Origin of the sequence: Polynucleobacter meluiroseus (assembly GCF_900205755.1) — a bacterium.
Classification (GTDB): Bacteria; Pseudomonadota; Gammaproteobacteria; order Burkholderiales; family Burkholderiaceae; genus Polynucleobacter; species Polynucleobacter meluiroseus.
The window spans coordinates 1-26,012 of the sequence record NZ_OANS01000004.1 but is presented as its reverse complement, the minus strand read 5'-3'; the positions used below and the strand labels follow the sequence as shown (position 1 = coordinate 26,012).

The 26,012-nt window shown below is 46.7% G+C and carries 29 protein-coding genes; 13 read left to right on the top strand and 16 right to left on the bottom strand.

Translation table 11 applies throughout. The features are described from left to right. Positions 1 to 17: 17 nt before the first annotated feature. Entirely contained in the window at positions 18 to 2,252 is a 2,235-nt protein-coding gene (locus tag CP950_RS07425; RefSeq protein WP_096673966.1) for an NADP-dependent isocitrate dehydrogenase, read from the bottom strand. Positions 2,253 to 2,504: 252 nt separating this feature from the next. Between CP950_RS07425 and CP950_RS07420 the strand changes: the two genes are divergently transcribed. After that, complete coding sequence (locus CP950_RS07420) at positions 2,505 to 2,852, top strand: FKBP-type peptidyl-prolyl cis-trans isomerase (RefSeq protein WP_096673964.1); 348 nt, start codon at positions 2,505 to 2,507, stop codon at positions 2,850 to 2,852. Positions 2,853 to 2,923: 71 nt separating this feature from the next. Here the strand turns inward: CP950_RS07420 and CP950_RS07415 are convergent, their stop codons facing one another. After that, positions 2,924 to 3,919 carry a transglycosylase SLT domain-containing protein gene (locus tag CP950_RS07415; RefSeq protein ID WP_096673962.1) on the bottom strand — a complete coding sequence of 332 codons (996 nt, stop codon included), beginning with the start codon at positions 3,917 to 3,919 and terminating at the stop codon, positions 2,924 to 2,926. A gap of 447 nt (positions 3,920 to 4,366) precedes the next feature. On the opposite strand from CP950_RS07415, the gene CP950_RS07410 reads away from it, so the two are divergent. After that, positions 4,367 to 5,107 carry a DNA/RNA non-specific endonuclease gene (locus CP950_RS07410; protein ID WP_096673960.1) on the top strand — a complete coding sequence of 247 codons (741 nt, stop codon included), beginning with the start codon at positions 4,367 to 4,369 and terminating at the stop codon, positions 5,105 to 5,107. Positions 5,108 to 5,130: 23 nt separating this feature from the next. Here CP950_RS07410 and CP950_RS07405 read toward each other — a convergent pair whose 3' ends face one another. Together CP950_RS07405 and CP950_RS07400 are read right to left on the bottom strand one after the other, a co-directional pair. Continuing rightward, positions 5,131 to 5,373 (bottom strand): DUF3820 family protein, encoded by a 243-nt coding sequence (locus CP950_RS07405; RefSeq protein ID WP_096673958.1) that lies wholly within the window; start codon positions 5,371 to 5,373, stop codon positions 5,131 to 5,133. 48 nt (positions 5,374 to 5,421) lie between these two features. Next, positions 5,422 to 6,297: an MBL fold metallo-hydrolase gene (locus CP950_RS07400; RefSeq protein WP_096673956.1), complete on the bottom strand. Its 876-nt coding sequence runs from the start codon at positions 6,295 to 6,297 to the stop codon at positions 5,422 to 5,424. A 62-nt stretch (positions 6,298 to 6,359) separates the two neighbouring features. On the opposite strand from CP950_RS07400, the gene CP950_RS07395 reads away from it, so the two are divergent. Continuing rightward, a complete protein-coding gene (locus CP950_RS07395) occupies positions 6,360 to 7,181 on the top strand; it encodes a sulfite exporter TauE/SafE family protein (RefSeq protein ID WP_096673954.1) in 822 nt (273 codons plus the stop codon). Positions 7,182 to 7,188: 7 nt separating this feature from the next. Here CP950_RS07395 and CP950_RS07390 read toward each other — a convergent pair whose 3' ends face one another. The 6 genes from CP950_RS07390 to CP950_RS07365 form a co-directional block, all read right to left on the bottom strand. Continuing rightward, positions 7,189 to 7,914, bottom strand: coding sequence for an ABC transporter ATP-binding protein (locus CP950_RS07390; RefSeq protein WP_096673952.1), 726 nt, complete (start codon positions 7,912 to 7,914; stop codon positions 7,189 to 7,191). Between the two features lie 31 nt (positions 7,915 to 7,945). Next, positions 7,946 to 9,874 carry an ABC transporter permease subunit gene (locus CP950_RS07385; protein WP_096674436.1) on the bottom strand — a complete coding sequence of 643 codons (1,929 nt, stop codon included), beginning with the start codon at positions 9,872 to 9,874 and terminating at the stop codon, positions 7,946 to 7,948. A gap of 2 nt (positions 9,875 to 9,876) precedes the next feature. Beyond that, positions 9,877 to 10,755: a branched-chain amino acid ABC transporter permease gene (locus CP950_RS07380; RefSeq protein WP_096673950.1), complete on the bottom strand. Its 879-nt coding sequence runs from the start codon at positions 10,753 to 10,755 to the stop codon at positions 9,877 to 9,879. 141 nt (positions 10,756 to 10,896) lie between these two features. Continuing rightward, positions 10,897 to 12,081, bottom strand: a complete 1,185-nt coding sequence (locus tag CP950_RS07375; protein ID WP_096673948.1) for an ABC transporter substrate-binding protein — start codon at positions 12,079 to 12,081, stop codon at positions 10,897 to 10,899. A 150-nt stretch (positions 12,082 to 12,231) separates the two neighbouring features. Next, positions 12,232 to 13,155: an EamA family transporter gene (locus tag CP950_RS07370; RefSeq protein ID WP_243391949.1), complete on the bottom strand. Its 924-nt coding sequence runs from the start codon at positions 13,153 to 13,155 to the stop codon at positions 12,232 to 12,234. Continuing rightward, positions 13,148 to 14,773: a GMC family oxidoreductase gene (locus tag CP950_RS07365; protein ID WP_096673946.1), complete on the bottom strand. Its 1,626-nt coding sequence runs from the start codon at positions 14,771 to 14,773 to the stop codon at positions 13,148 to 13,150. Before CP950_RS07365 ends, CP950_RS07370 begins: the two co-directional genes overlap by 8 nt. 150 nt (positions 14,774 to 14,923) lie before the next feature. Here CP950_RS07365 and yjgA point away from each other — a divergent pair, with 150 nt between their 5' ends. Continuing rightward, entirely contained in the window at positions 14,924 to 15,451 is a 528-nt protein-coding gene (gene yjgA, locus CP950_RS07360) for a ribosome biogenesis factor YjgA (protein WP_096673944.1), read from the top strand. Here yjgA and CP950_RS07355 read toward each other — a convergent pair. The 3 genes from CP950_RS07355 to CP950_RS07350 all read right to left on the bottom strand — a co-directional run bounded on the left by CP950_RS07355 (position 15,448) and on the right by CP950_RS07350 (position 17,406). Next, on the bottom strand, positions 15,448 to 16,512 hold the full coding sequence (locus CP950_RS07355) for an acyltransferase family protein (protein ID WP_096673942.1): 1,065 nt from the start codon (positions 16,510 to 16,512) through the stop codon (positions 15,448 to 15,450). The genes yjgA and CP950_RS07355 overlap by 4 nt on opposite strands. A 65-nt stretch (positions 16,513 to 16,577) precedes the next feature. Then, positions 16,578 to 16,748, bottom strand: a complete 171-nt coding sequence (locus tag CP950_RS09970; RefSeq protein WP_165766431.1) for a hypothetical protein — start codon at positions 16,746 to 16,748, stop codon at positions 16,578 to 16,580. A 61-nt stretch (positions 16,749 to 16,809) separates the two neighbouring features. Beyond that, a complete protein-coding gene (locus CP950_RS07350) occupies positions 16,810 to 17,406 on the bottom strand; it encodes an HdeD family acid-resistance protein (RefSeq protein ID WP_096673940.1) in 597 nt (198 codons plus the stop codon). A 166-nt stretch (positions 17,407 to 17,572) separates the two neighbouring features. Between CP950_RS07350 and CP950_RS07345 the strand changes: the two genes are divergently transcribed. Together CP950_RS07345 and CP950_RS07340 are read left to right on the top strand one after the other, a co-directional pair. After that, positions 17,573 to 17,800 carry a hypothetical protein gene (locus tag CP950_RS07345; protein WP_096673938.1) on the top strand — a complete coding sequence of 76 codons (228 nt, stop codon included), beginning with the start codon at positions 17,573 to 17,575 and terminating at the stop codon, positions 17,798 to 17,800. 21 nt (positions 17,801 to 17,821) lie between these two features. Then, complete coding sequence (locus CP950_RS07340; protein ID WP_096673936.1) at positions 17,822 to 18,193, top strand: hypothetical protein; 372 nt, start codon at positions 17,822 to 17,824, stop codon at positions 18,191 to 18,193. A gap of 44 nt (positions 18,194 to 18,237) precedes the next feature. On the opposite strand, the gene CP950_RS07335 is transcribed toward CP950_RS07340, so the two are convergent. Next, complete coding sequence (locus tag CP950_RS07335; RefSeq protein WP_096673934.1) at positions 18,238 to 18,651, bottom strand: type II toxin-antitoxin system VapC family toxin; 414 nt, start codon at positions 18,649 to 18,651, stop codon at positions 18,238 to 18,240. Further along, on the bottom strand, positions 18,648 to 18,899 hold the full coding sequence (locus CP950_RS07330) for a type II toxin-antitoxin system Phd/YefM family antitoxin (protein WP_096673932.1): 252 nt from the start codon (positions 18,897 to 18,899) through the stop codon (positions 18,648 to 18,650). The genes CP950_RS07335 and CP950_RS07330 overlap by 4 nt, the downstream gene beginning before the upstream one ends. A gap of 193 nt (positions 18,900 to 19,092) precedes the next feature. On the opposite strand from CP950_RS07330, the gene CP950_RS07325 reads away from it, so the two are divergent. The 6 genes from CP950_RS07325 (at position 19,093) to CP950_RS07300 (ending at position 23,872) form a co-directional block, all read left to right on the top strand. Continuing rightward, on the top strand, positions 19,093 to 20,808 hold the full coding sequence (locus CP950_RS07325) for a nitrite/sulfite reductase (protein WP_096673930.1): 1,716 nt from the start codon (positions 19,093 to 19,095) through the stop codon (positions 20,806 to 20,808). Further along, positions 20,809 to 21,354 carry a DUF934 domain-containing protein gene (locus CP950_RS07320; protein WP_096673929.1) on the top strand — a complete coding sequence of 182 codons (546 nt, stop codon included), beginning with the start codon at positions 20,809 to 20,811 and terminating at the stop codon, positions 21,352 to 21,354. It begins immediately after the preceding gene. Positions 21,355 to 21,370: 16 nt separating this feature from the next. Further along, positions 21,371 to 22,195: a uroporphyrinogen-III C-methyltransferase gene (cobA, locus tag CP950_RS07315; RefSeq protein WP_096674432.1), complete on the top strand. Its 825-nt coding sequence runs from the start codon at positions 21,371 to 21,373 to the stop codon at positions 22,193 to 22,195. Positions 22,196 to 22,460: 265 nt separating this feature from the next. Beyond that, complete coding sequence (locus tag CP950_RS07310) at positions 22,461 to 23,243, top strand: MipA/OmpV family protein (protein ID WP_096673927.1); 783 nt, start codon at positions 22,461 to 22,463, stop codon at positions 23,241 to 23,243. 124 nt (positions 23,244 to 23,367) lie between these two features. Then, a complete protein-coding gene (locus CP950_RS07305; RefSeq protein WP_096673925.1) occupies positions 23,368 to 23,586 on the top strand; it encodes a TA system antitoxin ParD family protein in 219 nt (72 codons plus the stop codon). A 1-nt stretch (position 23,587) separates the two neighbouring features. Beyond that, entirely contained in the window at positions 23,588 to 23,872 is a 285-nt protein-coding gene (locus CP950_RS07300; protein WP_207760239.1) for a type II toxin-antitoxin system RelE/ParE family toxin, read from the top strand. Positions 23,873 to 24,244: 372 nt separating this feature from the next. Here the strand turns inward: CP950_RS07300 and CP950_RS07290 are convergent, their stop codons facing one another. Beyond that, positions 24,245 to 24,607, bottom strand: a complete 363-nt coding sequence (locus CP950_RS07290; protein WP_096674428.1) for a sirohydrochlorin chelatase — start codon at positions 24,605 to 24,607, stop codon at positions 24,245 to 24,247. A gap of 137 nt (positions 24,608 to 24,744) precedes the next feature. On the opposite strand from CP950_RS07290, the gene CP950_RS07285 reads away from it, so the two are divergent. Then, positions 24,745 to 25,773 (top strand): calcium:cation antiporter, encoded by a 1,029-nt coding sequence (locus CP950_RS07285; RefSeq protein ID WP_096673921.1) that lies wholly within the window; start codon positions 24,745 to 24,747, stop codon positions 25,771 to 25,773. The last annotated feature ends 239 nt before the right edge of the window (positions 25,774 to 26,012 follow it).

Below are 26,012 nucleotides of genomic sequence, written 5' to 3'. Positions count from 1 at the left end.
GTTTAAACCCCCGGCAATTAGACTTGTGCGGCTTGCAAGATAGTATTTAAGGTAGTGCTTGGGCGCATCACAGCTTCTAACTTTTCAGCATCCGGCTTAAAGTAACCACCGATATCCACTGGCTTACCTTGAACCGCTTTGAGCTCAGCCACAATCTGTTGTTCATTGTCGGTGAGTGACTTCGCCAAAGGTGCAAAGTGCGCTTGCAACGCTTTGTCCTCCGTTTGCGCAGCCAAAGCTTGAGCCCAATACATTGCCAAATAAAACTGGCTACCGCGATTGTCGAGCTCGGAAACCTTGGGTGAAGGCGATTTATTGTTATCTAGTAACTTACCGGTAGCCTCATCAAGAGTACGAGCCAAAATCTTCACTTTGGGATTACCAGTTTTATCGCCGATGTCTTCCAGCGATACAGCCAGAGCCAAGAACTCGCCCAATGAATCCCAGCGCAAATGGTTTTCTTCTAAAAGCTGCTGAACGTGCTTAGGAGCTGAACCACCGGCACCAGTCTCAAAGAGTCCGCCGCCAGCCATTAAAGGCACGATAGATAACATTTTTGCACTGGTACCCAATTCCATAATAGGGAATAAATCAGTGAGGTAATCACGCAAAATATTGCCCGTTACAGAAATCGTATCCTTGCCACGAATGACGCGCTCTAAGGTGTAACGCATCGCACGGGTCTGCGACATGATCTGAATATCAACCCCTGCTAAGTCATAGTCTTTAAGGTAAGTCTTGACCTTCTTGATGAGCTCAGCCTCATGGGGACGGTACTCATCTAACCAAAATATGGCGGGCGTGTGCGATAAGCGCGCCCGATTGACAGCCAATTTCACCCAATCACGAATAGGCGCATCTTTCACCTGACACATGCGCCAAATATCACCCTCTTCCACCTGTTGCTCGAGCAATACCGTGCCATCATCCGCCACAATGCGTGCTACACCTGCCTCTGGAATCTCAAATGTCTTGTCATGTGAGCCGTATTCTTCTGCCTGTTGAGCCATTAAGCCCACGTTAGGCACAGTACCCATCTTGGTAGGATCGAAGTTGCCGTTGGTCTTACAGAAATTGAGCATCTCTTGATAAATACGCGCAAAGGTGCTTTCTGGAATGAGCGCCTTGGTGTCATGCAGCTTGCCATCGGCGCCCCACATTTTTCCGCCTACCCGTACCATCGCCGGAATCGACGCATCCACGATCACATCACTTGGGGAATGCAAGTTGGTAATCCCTTTTGCCGAATCCACCATAGCCAAGCCAGGACGTTTCGCGTGACAAGCTTCAAGGTCTTGGATCACTTCATTGCGCTGCGCTTCTGGCAAGGTTTGGAGTTTTTCATACAGACTGCTCATGCCATTGTTGGCATTGATCCCAAGCTCTGCAAATAATTTGGCATGTTTCTCGAAAGCTGCTTTGTAATAAATCTTGACGGCGTAACCAAAGAGGATAGGGTCGGAGATCTTCATCATCGTGGCCTTCAAATGCAAGGACAGCAACATCCCTGTCTGATAAGCATCTTCGATTTCTTTTTCATAAAAATCACACAAGGCTTTTTTACTCATAAACATGCTGTCAATAATTTCGCCAGCAATCAACGAAACCTTGGGCTTAAGCACAATCGTTTTGCCGCTCTGCGTTACTAAGTCCATCTTGACATCACATGCCTTGGTCATCGTCATTGACTTTTCACCCGCATAGAAATCACCACCATGCATATAGGCAATATGAGTGCGGGAAGCCTGACTCCACTTGCCCATGGAATGGGGATTCTTTTGGGCGTAACGCTTGACCGCTGGCGGCGCACGACGATCAGAGTTACCCTCACGCAAGACAGGGTTAACGGCGCTACCTAAACATTTTGAATAGCGCGCCCGAATCGCTTTTTCAGCGTCATTTTTAGGATCATCCGGGAAGTCTGGAACTGCATAGCCTTTAGTCTGCAACTCTTTAATTGCATGAAGTAACTGGGGTATGGATGCACTGATATTGGGTAACTTAATAATATTTGTATCAGGCAACAAAGTCATACGTCCGAGTTCACCCAAATTGTCTGGGAATTGTTGTTGCTCATTCAGGCAATCAGCAAACTCCGCCAAGATCCGCCCTGCTACAGAAATGTCACTCTCCACAATCTCTACTCCAGCAGGTGCCGTAAAGGTACGCACCATTGGCAGGAACGCACTGGTTGCTAAGAGAGGCGCCTCATCTGTGAGCGTATAAATGATCTTTGATTTCTGTGCGGCCATTGCTAGTTCCTTGATGATGAAAGATTAACTAAATCTGCTGTAGCCTATTTTAAATCACCGACATGACAGGATGAGCTTGTTTTGGCTCTAGATTGCTGCATAACCCCCCTATACAAGAGAGGAAAACACTCTAAATACCGTTAGTTAGGAAGTTCGAGCAAGCGGCCGGTCAAATAATGGGCTTTCAGACCTTGGCATTCAATGGCTCGGAATATACTACCCCTTCAATTTAGGTCAAAGAGGAAGATCCACATGAATGAAATGCAAAAGATAGATAGCGTAGTAGGCGACGGTAATGAAGCAGCGGCTGGCAAGTATGTTGACGTTCATTACACCGGCTGGCTCTTTGACGATCAAGCACCCGACCATAAGGGCGTTAAGTTTGATAGCTCCCTAGACCGGGGACAACTCTTTAGTTTTCAATTGGGTGCCGGTGAAGTAATTAAGGGATGGGATGAAGGCGTAGCAGGCATGAAAATTGGCGGCAAACGTACCTTGATTATTCCTGCAGAGATGGGTTATGGCGCTCGCGGCGCTGGTGGCGTAATCCCACCTAATGCCACGCTCGTGTTTGATGTGGAATTGCACGGCGTTAATTAATTTACCTGCCGTCATGAAAAAAGCCATCTCAGTTGATGAGATGGCTTTTGTTTTGCTGGGGCCGAATCTAGTTAAGAGCGCAGCGCACTGCCGTTTAAGGTTAACTTGTTTGGCGAACGTACTTGGCATAACTCAATAAGGCGGTTTCTTTCAGCCAATACCTTTTCGGTATAGCCCCCATCGCTGTCTGCATTTGCAGCGCCAACATAGGACTTCAGGCCATTACGCAGAGATCCTGATGTCGCAATCAAATATTTGAGAATATAGGCACCCACCCGAATGTTGACCTCGGGCTTGACCGCGTCCGCCGCGCCACCATACAACGCATACTTATCCTTATGGACAGCTGTCATTACCTGCATTAAGCCTTCTGCTCCAGCAGAACTCTTGCTGGCAGGGTTAAAGTTAGACTCCACTGAAATCACCGCTAACAATAAAACCGGGTCGATGTTGACCTCTTTGGCAATAAATACGGTGTTCGAGACATACTCTTCAATCTTGGCCCGATCTAGACCATATTTCTTTTCAAAGAAGTCTGCAATTGCGCGCTGGTTCCGTAGCGAGCCCATTAGATTGTTATCCAAGGCCTGTGGATCCATCTTCGAGGCGGGGATCTGGTCAGATAAGTGAGAAATCGGGCGAACTTGCGTGTTGGCAACCGAAGGCGTCAACAAGGCGATCGGCTGCTGTTTGGCTCCGAAGAAGCCTGATTTCGCTTTATCGTAAATGACCGAGGCAATATCGGTGCTAGGCACTGTGCTAAAAGCTTCTGGCGCATTCTCAGCAGGCTTACCTGCGCCATCCTGCCAAACTATCAGGCGCGCCTCGTCTGGAACCAAAATACGAGCCATATCAAAAGCACCCGCATTGGTGCCGTTTCCAGATAACCACAAACCCACAATTAGAAATACAGCGACTAGTAAAATCGCGTTTAAGGTGCGGTGCAGCGGGGCTATCGCAAATGCGAAAAGTGCTTTTGCGTCCTCAGCCTGAAGCTGAGAAAAAGATCTTTTATTCAAAAAATATGAAAGATGTTTGCTTTGATGTTTACTTTGATACTTACTCATTTAGTCTGTTGCAACACCCCAAAAAATGATTAACTCATTTATGTTGCATTGCAATAATTTAAGAACATAGGACATCCTAAGAAGGTTCTTATATCAAGTCAAGAATAAAGGAAGTACTTTTAACTACTTTTAGGTCTAGTATTTAGCAAAATTTGGGCTTAGTGGGTTAATTTGATTATTTTATTCATAATAATCAATAACTTATAGCGGTTAGGAGGCACTAATTTCATAGTATAAAAAAGTGCCTAAAAACAGACTTATTTGACAATTTTGTGACTAAAAAATAGGTGTTAGCCCATATATTTAGTATTACCCCTGTTGGTTTTTTCTACCTATAGTGTTCGCCCTTAGTAGCATTGCCATTCAAGCGAACGTATTTTTAGCTGGCGCCGCTGCGCTGAAAAATGTATCTCAACCCAAATACAGAACACCTAAACTGTCATGCACATGGTCCGCCTCCTAAAATCCTTTCTCTTGCTTGGCTTGATGTATGCAGTAAATGCCTTTGCACTCTTTGACGATTGCAAAGATTTCTTTCCGAGCCAACAAACTCCCACCACCGCGCAAATTGGACGGGATTTATGCTTCGATGACTTCGCTATTTACTACTCCCCGGTCGATAAGAAGCCTATCTATGCCGTTGAAAAGCTCTCCAGCAGTCAGCTTCTTTCCGCCCATCCTAAGCGCACCAACTCCTTTTATGAGGAGGCCAGACTCCCAGCCAAGGAGCGCGCCCTACTTACGGATTACCGACAAAGTGGCTACGACCGGGGCCATAACGTCCCCGCAGGGGATATGCACTCTGAGAAGGGCATGGCTCAGTCCTTTTCATTGGCGAATATGATGCCCCAGGCTAGGCAGAATAATCAGGGGATTTGGGCCAAGAATGTTGAAGAGCCGACTAGGCGCTACGCAAAACGGATTCATGGCGGTTTGTATGTCTATACGGGATCGATAGGCAAGCAAGGTGTGATTGGTCGGAGCAACGTCACCATACCGAGCTACATTTACAAATTGGTTTATGACCCCAAAAGGCAACTTGCCTGGGCTTACTGGGTGGAAAACACCAACGAAGCGCAGATGACACCGCCGATTTCTTATGCTGAATTAGTTAAACGCACGGGAATAGACTTTCATTTACCCCTACCTGAAATAGAGCCCCACAATCCCAATTCTCAAAAACCTTAGCGCCACTAACAAAGTAGTGAGCACTAACTCAGCTGTGATCGCGCCCTGATTCCATGCGCCTTCTGAATCGGCGCCAATAAATCTCTTAAGCCGTTGTGATCAAGGGTATGCATTAGTTCTAATAACTGACCGAGTTCGCTTTTTGGGAACCCCTCGCGCGCAAACCAAGCTAAGTAGTTTCCTGGCAACTCAGCTAAATAGCGGCCCGCGTATTTACCAAAAGGCATTTTCGTAATAACCAGCTGCTCAAGCGCTTCAGAATTCATCAGCACTCCTGTTGACGGTAAGGGTAAAAAATAACTTGCAATGCAGACTCAAAAGCGATTTAAAGGGATCTTTAGATAGGAAACCCCATTTGATTCTAGTATGGGTAAGTGACCCGCCTGAATATTGATCTGAATCGCAGGCAACATTAAGGCGGGCATCTCTAGCGTGAGATCTCTTGCAGTACGCATCTGCACAAACTGCTCTTCTGAGACGCCGTCATGCACATGAATATTGCGCATTTTTTCTTCGCCGACAGTGGTGCTATAAGCAGGCTGACGATCATCCGGGGGGTAGTCATGGCAGACATACAACTTTGTGTCAGCGGGATAAGACAACAGCTTGTGAATCGATTGATATAGCGTTTTGGCATCACCGCCCGGGAAGTCACAGCGGGCGGTGCCGACATCCGGCAAAAACAAAGTATCCCCGACAAAGATAGCATCACCGATTTCGTAAGCCATGCAGGCTGGGGTATGCCCTGGAACAGACAAAGCCTTGAGAGTCAGGTCGCCGAAAGAAAGCGTATCACCCTCTTTGAGCAAGCAATCAAATTGAGATCCATCGGGCTCAAGCTCCCGACCAAGATTAAAAACGCTTTTGAACACAGTCTGTACTTGCGTAATGTGGTGACCGATCACAATTTGTCCACCCAGCTCACCTTTTAAGTAGGGTGCCGCAGTAAGGTGATCAGCATGTGCGTGGGTTTCTAAAATCCATTTCACCTCAAGTTGCTTGGCTTTGATATTGGCGATTAGCGCATCAGCGGATTGGGTGCTGGTCTTACCAGAATGAGCATCGTAGTTGAGTACGGGATCAATAATCACACACGGGCTACCGACGGATTCATACACGAGGTAGGTAAACGTACTTGTCTCAGGATCCAAAAACGCCTGAATTACTGCGTGGTGATTAGACTTCAACATACCCTCCTTCAACTCCAACCAATATACCTACATTTCACACACGTACTATAAAATCTTTAGCAATGGACTACGCCATATTAATCAGCCTCGCACTGGGTATTCTCGTGGGATTACTTATGGGTCTGACGGGTGCTGGCGGAGGAATTTTATCGGTTCCCCTCTTGATTTTTTTCTTACACCTGAGTGTTGCACAAGCGGCACCGATAGCCCTTTGTGCAATTGCATTGGCTGCCGGCCTAGGCTCAATCCTGGGTCTTAGGAATAAAATTCTGCGTTACAAGGCGGCGGGGTTAATGGCGATTGTGGGACTCGCCTTCGCACCCATAGGACTTTGGCTGGCCCCCAAATTACCTAATACTCCATTGCAAATTCTATTTAGCTGCATCTTGATCTTCGTAGGAATACGCCTTTATCTCCAAGCTTTAAATGAAATCAGAGGTATTGCACCAGCGAAGACTAAGCCACCACCCTGCCTCATGAATCCCGTAGCAGGCAAACTGCAATGGACCTTACCTTGTGCGCGAGCACTGATGTTTGCCGGTAGCTTGGCTGGGTTTTTGTCTGGATTACTAGGTGTTGGCGGAGGATTTATCATCGTCCCCGCCCTCAAGCGCTATACCAACTTGCCCGTACGATCAATTGTGTCGACCTCCTTGGGGGTACTTGCAATCATCTCCGGTGGAGGCGCGATGCTTTCGGCATTTGCTGGCACTCTTGATATAGAGCTCGCTGTCCCATTTGCCCTAGCAGCTCTCATGGGATTGGTAGTAGGGCAAGCCATCGTTAAAGAATTAGATGGCTCCCGAATTCAGCAAATCTTTGCCGTACTCACTTTAATCATTGCTAGTGGGCTGCTCATTCAAAGCATTGCCCACTACTTCTGATTTTTTCTTAGTGCGCGCCGCCGCCTAAATAAGCAGCCTTCACAGCAGGATCATCTTTAAGTTTGCTAGCAGGTCCATGAGTCGCAATCTTGCCGTTCTCTAATACATAGCCATAGTCAGCTACGTTTAAAGCAGCAGCGGCAAACTGCTCAACCAACAACATCGTTACCCCTTGCGACTTGAGGTTCGTGATGATCTTAAAGACCTCTTCAACCAAAATCGGAGCTAGGCCCATTGAAGGCTCATCCAAAAGAATAATTTCTGGATTTAGCATCACCGCGCGAGCCATAGCCAACATTTGTTGTTCGCCACCAGACAATGTTCCTGCTAGTTGGTTGCGACGCTCTTTAAGACGAGGAAACATTTCGAGGGCGCGCTCAAGATCATTTTTGATATCGCCTTTGGGACGGCTACCTGTAAACCGCGGAAAAGCTCCAAGCAATAAATTGTCATTAACTGACATCGTCGTAAATACACGGCGCCCTTCTGGACTGTGCGCCAAACCTAAGCGCGCAATCTTATGGGAGTTGTAACCATCAATTTTTTCACCACTCAAAGTGACTTCACCAGCTGAAGGTTTGATCATGCCGCTGATCGCACGCATTGTCGTGGTTTTACCGGCCCCGTTGGAGCCAATCAAAGTAATGACTTGGCCCTTAGGTACATCAATCGAAATACCGTGGAGTACTTTGACTTTGCCGTAGCCCGCTTCAAGATTTTTAATAGATAACATAGTGTTTACCGGTTCAATAGTGTTCTTGTGATTAAGTACCTAAGTAGGCATGAATCACCTTCTCGTTTGCCTGTACTTCGGCGGGCTTGCCTTCAGCGATTTTTTGACCGAAATCCAATACGGAAACGGTATCGCATACGGACATCACTACGTCCATATGGTGCTCAATCAAAATAAAGGTAATGCCGTTATCCCGGATCTTCCGAATAATGCGCAGCAGTTCTTTGATGTCAGGCGCAGTTAAACCAGCAGCAGGTTCATCGAGGAGGAGGAGTTCTGGATCCAAGGCAAGCGCACGGGCGATTTCTAATAAGCGCTGTTTGCCGTAAGGTAAGTTACGCGCTTCTTCATTGGCCAAATCCTCCAAGCCGACAAACTTCAAGAGCGCCATGGCACGAGACCGCGCCTCTTGCTCTTCTTTCTTGTAGCGTGGCAGATGTAATGCGATTTCCACCATGTTGGACTTAAAGGTGTGATGCAATCCTACCAAGATATTCTGAATTGCAGTCATCTCGCCAAAGAGCTGGACGTTTTGGAAAGTACGCGCAATGCCCGATAAGGCAATATCAGAAGACGTTTTGCCAACCACGCTCTCACCTGCATACAGCACATTGCCAGCTGTAGGAATATAGATACCAGTAAGTACATTCATCATCGTGCTCTTACCGGATCCGTTTGGCCCAATCAGACCATGAATCGTGCCGCGCTTAATGCTTAAGTCCACATTGTTTAGCGCCTTGAGGCCACCAAACTGCATCAATACAGAATCCACTCTTAGTAACTCAGTGCCTGAGTTTTGATTGCCGATGGCATTAATAAAGCTCACTGAATCATCAGTGGCTTCCAATACCTCACCGCGCGTTGTTTTAGTTTTACCCACAATGGCTTGGTAGAAACTTTTCGCAAAACCGACAATACCGCTTTGCAAGTAATACACCACCAACAAAATCATGAAGCCAAAAATACTTAAACGCCAGTCGGAGATGTTGTCCAACCAAAAAGAGAAGATCGCCAAACCAATCACTCCAGCTAAGGGTATCGCAACCCGTTTTGGCGTGGTGATTTTCTTAGATAGGGCAAGAACGGCACCGACAGTAACAACGATCGCAATAATCGAGGCCACAATGCGGAATAAATTCACATCATCGAGCAACTTTGGCAAGAGGACGATGATGGCAGCCCCGAGGGCCGCGCCCAAACGGGATTTACGTCCACCCATGATGATGCCCAACAAGAAAAGGACAGCCAATTCATTGTTATAGGTGTTAGGAGAAATATATTGCTCTGAATAAGCGTACAAGCAACCTGCTAAACCAGCAAAGCCGGCGCTAATCACAAACGCAATCACTTTAAAGCGGTAGACGGATACGCCCATGCAATCACATGCAACTGGGCTATCGCGTAACGCCTCGAAAGCACGGCCCATTTGTGATTTAACAAAGCGATCGACTACAACTAAAGCCAAGATCATGACCGCTGAGACCAGCCAGAAATATTCTGCCTTGGTCATCGGTACACCCATCAGTGCTGGACGCTCCAACTTAATACCAAGAGGGCCCTCAGTCAGCCAGGTCATTTCATTAATCAGAATCTGCGCAATCGTGCCGAACGCCAAGGTCACCATCGCCAAGTAAGGTCCGATCACTTTGAGTGCAGGCAAGGCCAAGATGCCGCCAAAGATCGCGGTCACGATAATAGATGCTGGAATAGTTGCCCAAATTGGCAGGCCAAAATGGAAGAATAAGATACCAGCGGTATACGAACCAATGCCAAACAATCCTGCGTGTCCAAGCGACACCTGACCAACATAACCAACCACAATATCCAAACCAAACAACAGAATGGTGTAAATCAGAATCGTTTCAGCAAGGTGAATGTAATAAGGGTTGTGAATAAAGAGGGGTAGACAAATCAGCCCGACGATCGCAACCAATAAGGGAATATGGGACTTCAGTTTCATCATCAAACTTTCTTAATTGCAGATTTACCAAAGAGGCCAGAGGGTTTGTATGCCAATACAAGTAAGAGCAAAATCAAACCAGGAACGTCTTTGTAGCCAGTAGAAATATAAAAGCCGGTAGCAGTCTCGACGATGCCTAGAATCAAGCCACCAACGATGATGCCTAGGCCGCTAGATAAGCCGCCAATGATGGCTACCGCAAAGGCTTTTAAACCCAGTGCGCCACCCATCGTTGCGCCAGTCAGCGTCAATGGGGCAATTAGGACACCCGCAAATGCAGCGGTCAATGAAGACAATGCATAAGAGAAGGTAATCACCATGCTGGTATTAATGCCCATGAGGCCAGCGGCATCGCGGTCATTAGCAGTAGCTACAACAGCTTTACCGTAAATGGTTTTGCGGTTAAAGAATTCAACCAATAACATCATGACCAAAGCACCAACCACTACTAAGATTTCCATTGGCAGAATATTAGCGCCGAGAAAATTCATTGGCTCCATGCTCAGGGGTGGCGGGAAAGGCAAAGCATCGCGACCCCAAATGTTTTCTGCCACGTTTTTGAAAATAATGCCCAGTGCAATGGTGGACATAATCCAACCGAACTCGGATTTAATTTTGATTGCGGGACGTACGCCAATCAATTCAACAAATCCACCTTGCAGCATACCGAAGACGCACACTACCGGAATCATGAGCCAGTAATTCATGCCCAAAGTATCCACGCAGGTTAAACCAACTAATGCGCCCAACATGAGTGCCTCACCTTGACCGAAGTTCAAAGTTCCCGAGGTTGCAAAAGTGAGCTGAAAGCCAAACGCAATGACGGCATAAATCATGCCGACTGCTATTCCGCTTGAAAGGATTTGTGCAAGGATTTCCATGGTGTTGACCCAAAATTCTTAAAGCTATTAAATTGTCGAATCCGACATTGTAAGCAAAACACCGCCCGCAGGCGGCGTTTTGGGATTTCTGAATACTTAGTGCTGCAAAAAAACTCTTAAAACGCCAGCTACATGCGGTTTTTACTTCTTCTTAGCGCTTGCATCCTCAGCATTCAAGAACTCAACACGGCCATTTTCAACTACGCCCATCACCACGTCTTTAGTAGTAATTGCCTCATGATTGGCGGCACTATAAGGCTTGTTATAAGTCGTCACTACGCCATTGATTGGAGCCTTCAGATCTTGCAGGGCTGCCAAAATCTTTGGTCCTTCTGTGCTGTTTGCTTGCTTGATGGCAGCAGCCAAGATATAGACAGAATCGTAACCTTGAGCCGCTGATACTGGCGAAGCGATGATGCCATTCTTTGGCTTGAAATCTTTAAGGTAAGCATCTACGAAAGCCTTACGCTTTGGTGTAGTTGCTGGTTGCTGAATAAATGTCTCTGGCATGGTGGCACCGTTACCGTTTTTACCGGCGGTGTCAATGAAGCTCGCCATTGACAAGGTCCAGCTGCCGATGATGGGCTTTTTCCAACCCAATTTAGCCATACCGTTGGCGATTTGCGCTAACTCAGGTCCAATTGCGTAGGTCAAGACCACATCCGCACCTGCATTTTTTGCTTTGAGCAACTGGGCCGTCATATCCACGTCACCAATGTTGAATTTCTCGGTTGACACAGGAGTAACGCCGTAAGTCTTCAATGCCTTCTCAAGATCTTCACGACCCAGTTGACCGTAGTTTGTAGAGTCAGCCAAGATGGCTACTTTCTTCAAGCCACGCTTTTCAACCGCTTCCTTAGCAATCATCGGCGCCTGAATATTATCGGCAGCAGACGTGCGGAAAACATAATTTTCTGGTGCATTAGGGAATTGCTTGGTGATCAAAGTACCAGTAGCAACGTTGTTGATGACCGGAATCTTTGCATCTTGATAAAAGCGCTGTGAAGCTAAAGCAACGCCAGTATTAATAAAGCCTAAGGTAGCTACTACCTTTTCATTGTTAATCAACTCTTGGGCAATTTGCACGCCGCGCTCATTTTTAGCTTCGTCGTCGCGCTCAACTAAGAGGATCTTATTGCCATTAACACCGCCAGCGGCGTTAATTTCTTGAGCAGCCAAACGCACGCCATCACGCATGCTCACACCCATTGAGGAGGAGCCGCCCGTGTAGGGGCCTGTAACACCGACCTTGATGTCGGCAGCGTATGCACCGGTTGTAAGCATTGCAGTTGCAGTAATTGCAAAAATGTGACGACGAATGTTCATAAAGTCTCCATGACTAAAAATGCAGGTTAATTAATGGCTTTTTACTAGCTAGATTTCAAAGCTGTCAGTCATATTACCGTTAATGTCAGCGTAAAAAAAGGGACTTGCATTAGGGTTTTACATTACCCGTAGCGAATAAATAGGCGCTAGTTACGTATGTTTTTTGATTTGCGCTTCTAGGCTTGGCCAAAAAAGGTTAATCACAAGCCCCGTAATGACTAAGCCAGCCGCACCCAGCTTCCAAAGCGGCAGGGCTTCGCCTAAAAAGAAGGCGGAGGTTCCCATGCCAAAGACGGGCACTAAAAGGGGTGCGGGCGCCACTACTGCAGCTGGGTGCTTGGATAAAAGCCAAGCCCACGCTGTATAGCCAAAGAGCGTATTGCCCCAAGATTGCCAAAGGACTCCCACCCAGCCACCAGCAGATGCTGACATCATTGTCGAGCTAAGCACTTCCCAGCCACCCTCAAGCAAAAGCGTCATTAATACTAGGGGTGGGATGGAAAAGGCGCTCGCCCAAACTACATAAGCAAGCATATTGATCGAGCCAGCTCGGCGGCTCACCGTGTTGGCGACCCCCCAAGAAAATCCTGAAAAGACTACGAGGGCGATGCCAAAGAAGGTAGTTGTTGCATCGGTATGAAGCGCAATTAACACCAAACCAGTCAGCGCTATAGCAACTGCGACGGCTTGATAGCGCTTTAGCCCCTCTTTAGCAAAGAACATAGCAAACCCAATAGTGAAGAAGACCTGGGTCTGAATAACTAAGGAAGCAAGCCCTGGTGAAATTTGGTTATTCATTGCGTAGTACATCACCCCGAACTGCCCCACGCCAGTCGCTAGACCGTAAATACAGAGATTGGCCCAAGCCACTTTTGGCCTAGGCACAAAGAACACCAAGGGAATCAAGGCAAATACATAGCGAAGTGTCGCGAATAAAAAGGGTGGGAAGTCCGCTAAACATTGCTTAATCACGACAAAGTTAGTTCCCCACACTGCCACAATCGCTAGAGCTAAGAGAAGATGGCTTGCCGGTAAGGCATAGGCTCTTGAAGAGTCTATGTGGGGCTTATTCACCCGTGAGTAGTTGCGCGGCTCGTTGCGCAATCATCATGGTTGGAGCGGCAGTATTACCTGAGGTAATGGTCGGCATAGCAGAGGCGTCCACTACCCGGAGGTGCTGAATGCCCCTCACTCGCAGTTCAGAATCCAGAACTGCCATGGGATCATCTGGGCGACCCATCTTGCAGGTACCCACTGGATGGAAAATCGTTGTCCCAATATCTCCAGCAGCCTTGATTAAGTCGGCATCACTTTGATACTGACTACCGGGCTTATATTCTTCAGGGCTATACGGTTTTAGGGCCGCACTTTCAACAATGTTTCGAGTTAAGCGCAAAGAATCTATCGCAACCTGGCAGTCATCCCCTGTGGAAAGATAGTTCGGGCTAATGACTGGATGCACCTGCGGGTCTCGAGAGGAGATATGCACACTCCCCCGCGAGCTTGGACGCAAGTTACAGACACTGGCAGTGAAGGCATTAAAGGTATGCAAGTCATCGCCAAACTTTTCTAAAGACAAGGGCTGGACGTGATACTCCACGTTCGCCGAGGTTTGTGCTGGCGAGCTGTAGGCAAACGCACCCAACTGTGAGGGCGCCATCGACATCGGGCCGGAGCGTTTGAAAAAGTATTCCAGGCCAATCTTTAGTTTGCCAAGGAGGTGATGAACTTTAGTGTTGAGAGTCTGAATACCGCTGACTTTAAAGATCATGCGCAGTTGCAAATGGTCTTGGAGGTTCTCGCCCACCCCTGGTAGATCACTCATAACAGGAATGCCTAGTTGCTCTAAGCGCTCGGCTGAACCAATTCCTGAACGCTCTAAGATCTGGACGCTACCAATAGTGCCTGCGCTTAATATGACCTCGCCCCCACTTTCGATATTGCACAGAACTTGATGAGCAACGCCGTCTTTTAAGTATTGCACCCCGTAACAATTTTTGGTTTTGGGATCAATTAACAAGGTATCCACCACTGCCTCGGTTAGCACAGTCAAATTAGGGCGTTTGGCGGCCTCACGTAAAAATGCTTTGGAAGTGTTTAAACGCCAACCGGCGCGTTGACTCACATCAAAGTAGCCCACACCAAAGTTGTCGCCTTGATTAAAGTCGTCGCTAGCGGGAATGCCCGACTCGACTGCCGCTTTTCTGAACACGTCCATGATGGGCCAGCGTAAGCGCTGACGTGACACGGTCCACTCGCCGCCTTTGCCATGCCACTGGTTAGCCCCACCGTGGTAGTCCTCGAATGATTTATACCGCTCTAAGGCATTCGGCCATGACCAAGCTTCATCGCCTGTCGCCTCAACCCAAGTGGCGTAGTCTCCCGCTTGTCCGCGCATATAAATCATGCCATTAATAGAGGAGCAGCCCCCAAGTACTTTACCGCGCGGATACAGTAAAGACCGGCCGTTCAAACCCGCTTCTTTGGCCGTCTTAAAGCGCCAGTCAGCGCGCGGGTTATCTATGCAATACAAGTACCCAACCGGAATATGTATCCAGATGTAGTTGTCACTTTTCCCTGCCTCAATCAACAAAACCTGCTTATGGGAGTTCTCTGTCAAGCGTTTTGCCAAGAGACAACCTGCGCTGCCAGCGCCAATAATGATGTAGTCGTAACGTTGTGTTTGGGTCATAGCTTGCTCTAGATTCTATTGCTTAAGGCTAGCATACGTTAATGCTTATTCTGTCCTCCATTATTTACCAGTGCGGTAATTCATGCGCTCTACCTGACGATCGCCCGATAAATACCCAGCCCCGCATCAATACCCGTCTAAAATAAGCCCATGCATGTCAATGAAAAGAACCGTACGCCCAAGAAGGAAGATCTTAACGAGGGGCCCAGCAAGTCTGAATTAAAGCGCCAAATGACCGAACGCCAAAAATTGGCTGAAGTGTTGGCAGCTCTCAGTAGCGATGCGCTCAAGACGATCCCCATGGATGAGGCGATTAAAGTCGCCATCGGGGAGACCAACAAAATTAAGAGTTTTGAGGCGATTCGTAGGCATAAGCAATATTTAGGCAAATTAATGCGTTTCTTGGATGAGACTGAGCTCGATACCATTCAGAGACGTCTAGATGCCATTCAGGGAGTGAGTAAAGCAGAAACGGCCAAACTCCATTTTCTGGAATCCTATCGCGATCGACTCATTGCTGATGACGCCACGTTTACCAAAATGATTGAGCAATATCCCGACATGGATATCCAAAATATGCGCACACTCATTCGCAATGCACGGCGGGAAAAAGAACTTAACAAGCCACCCAAAGCCTATCGAGAAATCTTCCGCGTCCTGAAAGAGATGGGGCTTTAAATCTTGAGCTTGCGGGTAGGCACTTCTACCCAGCGATATAAGTAGTTCGCCGCCAGCCAACTCAGCGCTAGCGCGGACAGCATCATCCCTAAAGCGATCACGCCATCGTGACGTTGATTAATGCCCCATGCTATATAAAGCGTGTTGGCCAACAAGATAAAAGAGAAGTGCAATAAGAAGGCGCAATAAGATCTTCGGCTACCCCACAAGATTGCATTCACTGCGAAGTGTGCCTTAGCGTGCTTATTGTCTTTGTAGGCTCGGCTGCCCCATTGAATCAAGGCAACCGCCACACCATAAGCCAAAATATTACGAAGCCATAGCGTTGGAAAACTATTTACCAATATCACTACGCCTACGAGTGCAATAACGATTTTGGCAAAGCGATTGATGCGGGGGTCGGGATAGTTTTTTGCCAACTGCGCCAAAATTCCTAGGCCATAGGGACCCATGAAGTAAATGAAGTAGTTCTCAAATTCTCCATGGCGATTGAAATACAGCAAAGAGGCCACAGTAATCGCACTCAATATCCAAACCAAGCTGCGTGAACGCGGAAATATCCCCAAGACAATGGCCAGCATGGCATAGAGCTGCCAATCGATTGCGACATACCAAACGCCCGCCGAGATCGAATCCAGCCCCAAAATCCCTTGCAAGAAAAACAGATGGGCTAAAAACTGCATCAGTGTTTCTGACTCTCCCACAAACTCATCTTGCACCCAAAAACGTGCGATCCAAGCGCAACATACTGTGATCATTAAAGAAGCAACATAGGGCATTAAAAGTCGGAGATAGCGATTGATAACTACCCCGGATACCGCCTTCAGGCCATGCAAGTGATTCATCCCAGTTAGCGATTGCGCGGCGAGGTAACCGCCCATCACTAAAAATATTTGTACTGCATAACGGCCATACTCAAATAGCCAAGTCATGATCTCTGGGAGTAGCAGGTGCACATCCTCTGCGATCTGCCCATAGCTAGACAAGTGGTGAAGAATGATGACTAAGGCAGCGAAGACTTTTAAGAAATCAACCAGGAGAAAATGGTTTTTTGAGCGCAATGAAACAGATTTCCTAAAAAGGATAGATGAGTGGCGAAGAAGTCTTTACTGCGCCCTGGTGAAACTTATTTAGATTCTGTTTTACCAATTAAAGATGCCAGCAAAGGATTGCCGCTAGCAAGTTCTTTTTTAAGCTTGGCTTTATCGCTTGCACCAGGCTTGGCTACTTTTGCAGCGTTTTTCATACGCTGAGCAGTGGCCAAACCTAAGTTTTTGTATAAGTCGGTTTTTTTCATATTCGGCTATTTTAGTGCCGATAATGAAAAAAACCTATTGCTGATTACTTGCCGATGACTACTACTGCTTGTTGTTCAACAGTTTGCGTGCGGCAAAGCCTAAAAACAACATGGACCAGCCCTGTAAAAGCAACTCAATCGCGATCAGCAAGCCAGGCAACCATAAGCTACTGGATGGATAGCCACTCATGATGAGCGCGCCCATCAAGATGGAGATTGCCGCAGAAAAAACCATCCAAATCCACTCATTAAAGTGGCGGTGCTGAAATGCAGAGACTAGGCGCAGGAAGCCAGTAATGAAAAAGATTGCTGCGAGCCATAAAGTAATGACTTCTAAGGCTGGGATGGGGAACAACCAGGTAAATAAGCCGGTTGCAATATAGAGTAGCGCCAACAAAACCTGAATGCTCACGCTCTGCCAACCTTGAGATTTGATGGCATGGGCAAATTGCAAAACGCCACCAAAGATTAAAAAGGCACCCAACATGCTAATAGAGATGAAGGAGAAGAGGACCTGACCAGTAATACCAATCACTCCCAAGATGATGAATAAGATTCCTAAGCCGATAAGTGCGCCGGGCATTTTGGCGGCCGCGCCTAAGACTGCGGTGCGTAGATCGGTCATTTGTTTCATTTGTTCTGAGGATGGTGCGGTCATTGGAAGGCCTTTTAAGTGGATAAACTATTTAGATTTATTGCTTTTTGGATTCTAGCCTACAGAAAAGTCTTCTAAAGTCATCAAATACCTGAAAAGCGGATGAGTCGGAAAATCAAGGTATTCTGAGCCCTGAATATGACCCTGCTTTTTCGAAAGAAAGAAACCATTGGATAACACCCTTACCGTAATACTTGGCGTCGTTGCCATTTTGATTCCGATAATCGTCGGACGTCTAGTTTGGAAGCATTTCGATCGTTACTTTGGTAGAAATGATGAGGCCTATATGGATACCTTAGATTTTTACCTCAAGAAACTCGGCTTAACCCTCTTAGTCGCTTTTGTTGTTCTGTGGATTGGGATTAGCCTAGTGTTTTACGGTAGCCCCAATTTCTAGATTATTAAAGCGCCAGATTGCATGCAACCTCAACTTAAAATCCTTCTCGCCAAAGCAAAACTCAACTTGCTCGTCTTGGGCGGCATCTTTGTCCTAATTATTGTAGGCAAGTTGAGTGATCCAGATATGACGAATCGGGTTTTGATCATCGCAGATGGCTTGGTTGGCAATCTTATTTTGGTATTTGTGGCCATCACTATGGGGGCGTTTGTTCCCCAATTGAGATTAGTGGTACTTGGCGCCATTGCCATCTTTATTGTTGCTAACCTGCTGATTTACTTGGGTGTCTTCACCTATCTCTCAAGTGAAACCCTCTTGGCAGTACTCCTAGTCTTTCTAGGGTTTGCAGCGATTGCTAACCTTTATAAGCACTATCGGGTTTTGAAGTTTTAAACAGTGTTTAGGTTGAGATTTTTTCTCGATATTTCTAGTTGGTTTTAGGTTTTCCAGGGGTTAACAACTTCAACCCCGGCAAACTCAAAATCTTGGGTGTTACGGGTAACCAGCTTTAGTCCATGGTGGACTGCGGTTGCTGCCAGTAAGCTGTCAATGGCTGGTGTGGGACGTCCTGCTTGCGCAATTAAGCGCCCCCAGCGGTCTGCCACGCTGGCATCTACAGTTAAAATTCGTCCAATGAAGAAAGCGGGTAGATCGACTTCAAGCCAATCAAGTAGTGCAAATTTACGATTGCTATCCGTCAGCATATCAATCCCTTTGCGAATTTCTCCCAAAGTAAGTACGCTCACAAATAGAGTTGTAGATGGCCTCTGAGAAAACCACTCTGCAACACCTATATTAGGCTCTTTGCGCCGCAACTCCGAGAAGACGTTGGTATCAATAAGATATGTCATAGTGAGCTATTGCGAGTCGGACTTTTATCACGCTCAATAATCACATCTTCAGAGTTATATAGTGGCGATGTTCGCATAAAATCCACAAGGGACTTATTAGCCCCAGTTAAGCGATCGTAATCTGATCGACAAAGAAGTACGGCCACTGATCGACCGTGATTGGTGATTTCTTGGGGGCCTTCAAGCTCTGCATCGCGCAATACGGTGGAAAATTGAGCTTTTGCCTCTTGTACTTGCCAAATATGCATATTCAATCTCCTTTATGACTATTCTAGTCAGATTATAACAATAATATTTTTATGGAGGTGTTTTGCTGGCAATCAAAAAGAGAGGTTTGGAATAACCGTCTAATTCTAGCGCTATTGATATATCAAATTATATATATAGAATCAATATTTAAGTATTTGTAGTAATAACCATATTTCTAGACAATGCAGGAATATGTACAAATATGACTATATTGACCAAACCTTAGTAGATCAGCGGGTCGCTCAATTTAAAGACCAAGTGAAGCGTCGCTTAGACGGCACTCTTCCCGAAGAGGAATTCCGTCCTTTGCGCCTGCAAAATGGCCTTTATCACCAACGCCACGCTTATATGCTGCGGGTAGCTATTCCTTATGGCTTATTCAGTAGCGAGCAACTGCGCACTCTAGCGCTGATTGCGGATCAGTACGATCGTGGCTACGGGCATTTCACCACCCGCCAAAATATTCAGTTCAACTGGGTGGAGCTTGAGCAAACTCCTGACATTCTGGCCGAGCTTGCCAAAGTCGAAATGCATGCCATACAGACTTCCGGTAACTGCATTCGTAACATCACGAGCGATCCATTCGCTGGTGTTGCTGGCGATGAATTCGTAGATCCACGCCCCATTTGTGAGTTACTCCGTCAATGGTCCACCTTGCACCCTGAGTTTGCCTATCTCCCCCGTAAATTTAAGTTTGCTATTAATGGCTCGGCAGAAGATCGAACTGTATTGCTATGTCATGACGTGGGGATCAACCTCAAGAAAAATGCTGCTAATGAGTTAGTTGCCGATATTTTTGCTGGCGGCGGCATGGGTCGCACCCCGATATTGGGAGCCCTCATTAAAGAAGCGCTTCCTTGGAATTTACTACCCAGTTACTTAACTGCCCTACTGCGTGTCTATAACCGTTTTGGCAGACGTGACAACATCTACAAAGCCCGTATCAAAATTTTGGTCAAAGCCCTAGGTCCTGCAGAATTTGCGCGCCAGGTAGAAGGTGAATGGTTGCAGTTGCAAAACGGCCAAAGCAATGATGTCAACTTTACGCAAGCAGAGTGGGATCGCGTGGCTCAACATTTCACTAAGCCTGCATACAAAGTACTGCCACCTCAAGCCGATTTGGCGGTTGCTACTCAATTTGCTGCACAGCTCGACGAGAGTGAGCGCATTGGCTTTCTGCGCTGGATCGAGCGTAATGTAAAAGCGCATCAAGTACCTGGCTATGCTTCTGTGGTGCTGTCCCTGAAGCCTCATGGCACTGCAGCTCCGGGCGATGCCTCAAGTGCGCAAATGCGTGCTATTGCTGACTTAGCTGATCGATATAGCTTTGGTGAACTGCGTGTCACCCATGAACAAAACTTAGTCTTAGCGGATGTGGAGCAAAGGGAGTTGCTGCAACTTTGGCAGGCTGCGAAAAAGTCCAACCTTGTGCTTCCCAATATCGGCCTCTTGACCGATATTATTGCCTGCCCCGGAGGAGATTTTTGTTCCCTTGCAAATGCAAAATCTCTCCCTATTGCTAAAGCAATTCAGGAGCGGTTTGATGATTTAGATTACTTGCATGATTTAGGAGATATCTCTTTAAACATCTCAGGATGTATTAATTCTTGCGGTCACCATCACGTTGGGAATATCGGAGTTTTGGGCGTGGATAAGGATGGTGAAGAGTGGTATCAAATCACCCTAGGTGGTGATCAAGGCAATCAAGCCTCCATTGGCAAGGTGATTGGGCCCTCTTTCTATGCCAGCGAACTGCCCGATGTCATGACCAGCATTATTAATACCTTCACCCAAAACCGCGACCAAGACGAGCCGTTTATTGAGACATATCGGCGCTTAGGTGTTGTGCCGTTTAAAGAGGCCGCTTATCGAACTCGTACTCCGCATCAAGAAACGCGAGTCGACTAAATGAATCCACACATGATTCACTTTCCTAAAGATGGGAAACCAACTATTGCCCCCAATGAATGGCAGGTTTGGAATGGGGAAATCGATGAAGGTGGCTTGCCTGATCTAGAGCACGGCACCCATCAAGTCTTGGTGCCCTTTTCTTGGTGGATCACCCATCAACACAATGACGATGTTGTCGGGCGAGTCAAGCAAGGAAAAGTTGGCGTCTGGTTTGCGGCTGACGAGGATATTTTGAAGCATAGTGAGCTTATTCAAGAGGGTAGAGAACTATGGCCTGTAGTAGGCGCCCACTTTCCTATTTTTAGAGATGGTCGTAGCTTTAGTACCGCCGCCCTGCTTCGCGAGCGTTTTGCTTGGGCTGGTGAAATCAGAGCCATTGGTGATGTTTTGGTTGATCAGTTATTGCAAGGCGCGCGCTGTGGCTTTGATGCCTTTGAATTACGTCCCGATCAGAACCTCGAGATTGCGCTTAAGCAATTTGATCTATTTGATGTCACGACCCAAAACAGCTGGCGCGGTAAGCGAACCTTGCTTGAAGCCTAATTTAAATTCAATGCCAATGCTCACGCCTCCAAATTCTTCTGCAAATCATTTCGGCAAAGGCAAAATCTTTCTGGTTGGTGCTGGGCCAGGTGCCGCTGATCTGATTACTGTCCGTGGCGCCAAGCTATTAGAGAAAGCGGATATTGTTTTTCATGATGCTTTGGTAGAGCCTGAACTGTTAGCGCTCTGCCCTCAAGCACTTAAAGTCGCAGTAGGTAAACGCTGTGGCAAATTGTCTTCCGCACAGCAATTTATTAATAAACGCTTAGTTGATGCCGCTCAAAAATATGCAGTAGTGGTAAGGCTTAAAGGTGGTGATCCCATGCTCTTTGGCCGTGCCGATGAAGAGCTAAAAGCGATTCGGGCGGCTGGCCTTGAAGTGGAGATTGTTCCAGGCATTACCGCTGCTTTAGCGGGAGCGGCCAGTCTGCAGCAATCCCTTACCTTACGCGGTGTTGCGCGCAGCGTTGCATTTATTACTTTGGCGCAAGCTAATGATCACGGCAGCAGCACTCAACCTATTCAAAGCCCAAGTGCGGATACTCTGGTCTATTACATGGGACGCAAAGATGCCATGAAGATTGCGCAGCAACTGATTGACCACAGTCCTAATCAGCATACGGATACTCCCGCGCATATCTTAGAGGCAGTCAGCACGTCTCGAGAGCGGAATTGGTCTAGCACTTTGGGCGCTTTAGCAAACGGTGACGCAAGCGACTGGTTTGACGAGGCCTCTCCTGCGCTCATTATGATTGGGGCAGCCTTAGCATCTGTCAATCAGGATATCGAGCTGGAACAGCTTGACTTGGGTCATGCAGGCGTTCAGGCAGTCTCCGCTTAAAGGTTGCAACGCAATATAAACGCCGCAGCTATGCGCTTGGCGAATGCACTCTATTGGGGCTAAACAGTTATTTATATCTAGCTCAAACACCTTATTAGTCGGTAGAATTCCGCTTGCTGTCACCTGCATTTAAGCGAACTGGAATTTTCATGATCCCCCGACCAATGTATCCCGCCCTCTCTTTTGAGACCAGGGTCGTCGCTTGAAAGTCTCACGCTACTACCGCATCACCATTAGCCTTCTTTTTTTAGGGCTTTGCTCTAGCATGAGTTTTGGGCAAGGCAATCAAGGTAACTCTGCCAGCACCGACACCCCGATTGCCGGGATTGCGAAATACGAAGTTCCAACTGATGTACCTGATGGATTGCCTGACCACTTGGTTGGGGATTTGGGTGTAGGGGTCTATAGTTCGAATATGGCCATTGGCGCACAAGGTACGCAAACCTATGTTCTGCCGTACGCTTTTTTTGACTATGAGCGCTTCTTTGCCCGCATCGATACCTTCGGTTTTAAAACAGTGAAGATGGGCTATGGTTATCTTGAAATTGCAGGGCAAGTGAATCTAGATAACTACAACCGAATCTCAACAATCAATGGCAGAAAATATAGCAAGCTGGATCCGATTCCTATTGGTGTCGGCACCTTTCAAGAGACACCCATTGGAGGATTTTTTCTCCATGCCTACCAAGACGTAGATCGCTCGCAAGGTCAGCTGTATGAATTCTCCTATTTTGCGGAATTTGAGCCCGTCGCCAAAATCAAGTTGTACCCCATGTTTGGTGTTGAGCGGCTGAGCAGCAACTTTGCTAATTATTATTACGGTGTTTCAGCTAACGCCTCAAAAACACTGGGCTACTCTCAATACACTGTTTCTGGCACAACTAACTTTACTGGTGGTCTCATGATTGAGATTCCTATCGTGGATCAGTTTTATTTCAATATCTTTGGGAGACGCAAATTTTTGGGTAGCAGTATTAACGGCAGCCCAATCATGAACCGCACTTACCAGGACAGTCTTTTGGGCTCATTGGTTTATCGCTTTCAGTAACTCAACTTTACAGATAGGTGCAAATTGGGTGTACTTTGCTCAATAAGGGGCATCAGCCGGTTCTGTAACATGGTTGACAAAAGTTGTATTTAGTTGCAAAATGAAACCAATATTAGGAGGCTCTATGCCAGTTGCCATGAAAATTTCAGATGCTTTAGTCGATGACGCAAAACCTTATGCTGCTGCAGAGCATCGCAGTGTGCCAAAACAAATTGAGTACTGGGCTCGTATCGGCAAAGCGGTGACAGACAATCCAGAATTACCCGTTTCCATGGTGCGAGAAATCATGCTAGCTCAGCAAGAGCGTTTGGCTGGTCAAGCTGCTGAGTACCAATTTGGTTGAAATGCTAGCAATACGGGTACTACCTACTTTCATTCGAATTGCAAAAAAGCTTCACCCCCAAGAAAAGAAATCGCTCGATCAAGCAGTTAAAAAAATAGCAAATGCGCCGAGTCTAGGCGAAGAAAAGCGCGGTGACTTAGGTAGCGTTTTTGTTTATAAATTCAAAATTCATCGTCAGGAATTTTTATTGGCGTATGAATTACTGCCCAGCAAGCATCACCCCAAAGAGTTAGTGTTGTTAGCTTTGGGTTCACATGAGAACTTTTATAGGGATTTAAAGAGATAACGTGCGCTCTTTAAATTTAAGAATGAGCGGGGGGTGCAAAAACCAGTTGAAAGGGAAAGCTTGTAATACTCAAATGCCGGCTTAAGAAAATTCTGGAAATTTTTAATACGAACCCCAGTCGTATGGTATTTGAGGCATCACAACACTATGGGCAAATTAAAATAGTTCTGGAGAAGAAGGGTGAAATTGTTGGCGAGAATGCTATTCATATAGCAGCCCATGCTGTAAGCCAGGGATTGATTCTGGTTACCAACAATCTACGAGGGTTCAAGAAGGTTCCAAATTTAGCGCTAGAAAATTGGGTTCCTTGGCTCAGGGCAAGGTAGTGAGCAATGAGGGGCTCAAGAAGTCCGAACCCGAGGCCCACTCAACCTAAAGTGAGCTAGCGCCAAAATCAACAATGGCTTGCAACACTGCGAGACTTTCTCCAACTGCTGAGGTGGTATTGAGCTCAAGCTGGGGAAACTTTGCTTTGCACTGCTCTAGTAATACCGGGTAATCATTTCGCAAATGACCGCCTTGGCCAAAGAACACGGGCACCACTGTAATCTGGTCTGCGCCCAAACCAGCCAGGGATGTCACTGCCTCCTCTAGACTAGGCTCCATCAGCTCCAGAAAGGCTAACTCCACCATTACATCTGGGTGCTGGGCCTTCCATAAGGAATGCAATCGGTCAAAAGGTTCACGCCATCGGGCATCACGGGCGCCGTGACCAAATAGAATAAGGGCTTTCATCATTTTTTTCTGAGAGGTATAGGGGTTTTAACGCTTTAGAATGGGCAAATTCATGTAATTTGCACAGAACCACACTATATTAACAAGCAACCTTGATTTAATTATCCATTCTTTAAAGATCGATCCTTCTTCCTGCAATGCACATTCTTACCCCCTTTCTTAATCAAGCCTGGTTTATTGCCCTCATGGGTGTTGCCTTGATCGGCGGAGTCTTATCCGCTGTGCATCATGCCGAAGTCATTGCCCATAAGACGGGTGAGCCTTATGGAACCTTAGTGCTTTCTATCAGCGTCACCATCATCGAAGTCTCGCTAATCATTGCCATGATGCTAGCTGGTCATGAAGGCGCAGAATTTATTGCTCGCGATGCGGTATTTGCTACTGTCATGATTGTGATGAATGGTGTGGTGGGATTATGTATTTTTGTGGGAGGCCTTAAACACCACGAAATGAATTTTCGCAATGAGGGCACGAATTCCGCTCTAGCCGTGCTGACTGCCCTGGCTACCTTTATTTTGGTCATGCCAGTGGTGACTACCAGCACTCCAGGGCCTGATTTCACCATCAGTCAGTTGGCTTTTGCGGGTATTGCTTCCTTTGCTTTGTATGTTGCTTTTCTGCTCTTTCAAACCATTACCCATCGTGACTATTACCTGCCGGTGATTAGGGAACAAAAGCTGGATATGGAAATCCATGCTGACAAGCCTAGCAACAAAAAAACGGCCGCCAGTGCTTTTCTTCTCATCCTCTCTCTATTGGTTGTAGTGGGTTTGGCAGAACTCTTAAGTCCAGCTATTGAGGCAGGCGTCAAAGCAGCGGGTGCACCACATACGGTAGTGGGTATTGCTATTGCGATGTTAGTGCTCTTGCCAGAAGCTTTTGCTGCAGTCAGGGCAGCTAGAGCAAATCGACTGCAAAGTAGTTTTAACTTGGCCTTGGGTTCTGCATTAGCAAGTATTGGACTGACGATTCCTACGGTTGCGGCGATTGCTATTTTCTTTAATTTACCCTTGAGCCTTGGGATCAGTGACCTCAATATTGTGCTCATGTATCTGAGTTTCTTTATCGGAGCGCTTACTTTAGCGATTGGCAGGACCACCCTTTTGCAAGGGGTGGTGCATTTGATTATTTTCTTTGAGTATCTTTTTTTGAGTTTGGTGCCGTAATGTTGATTAGAAAAATTATTAAAAATAATATTAATTTCGATAAATATCAACAGAATCACTATTAAAAGCCAATTAACCCGATATCTTCATATAAATACAACCAAAGAAGCATTAAAAAAGACTAATTAGCCTTAAAGTTGCTCTGGTAATCCCCCCATTTTTAACTTAAGCTAAAAGTAGAAGCTGGTACTGCAAGTGCTAGTTTTTGCTTTGGTGTAATTCCACCTAAGCCCATGTTC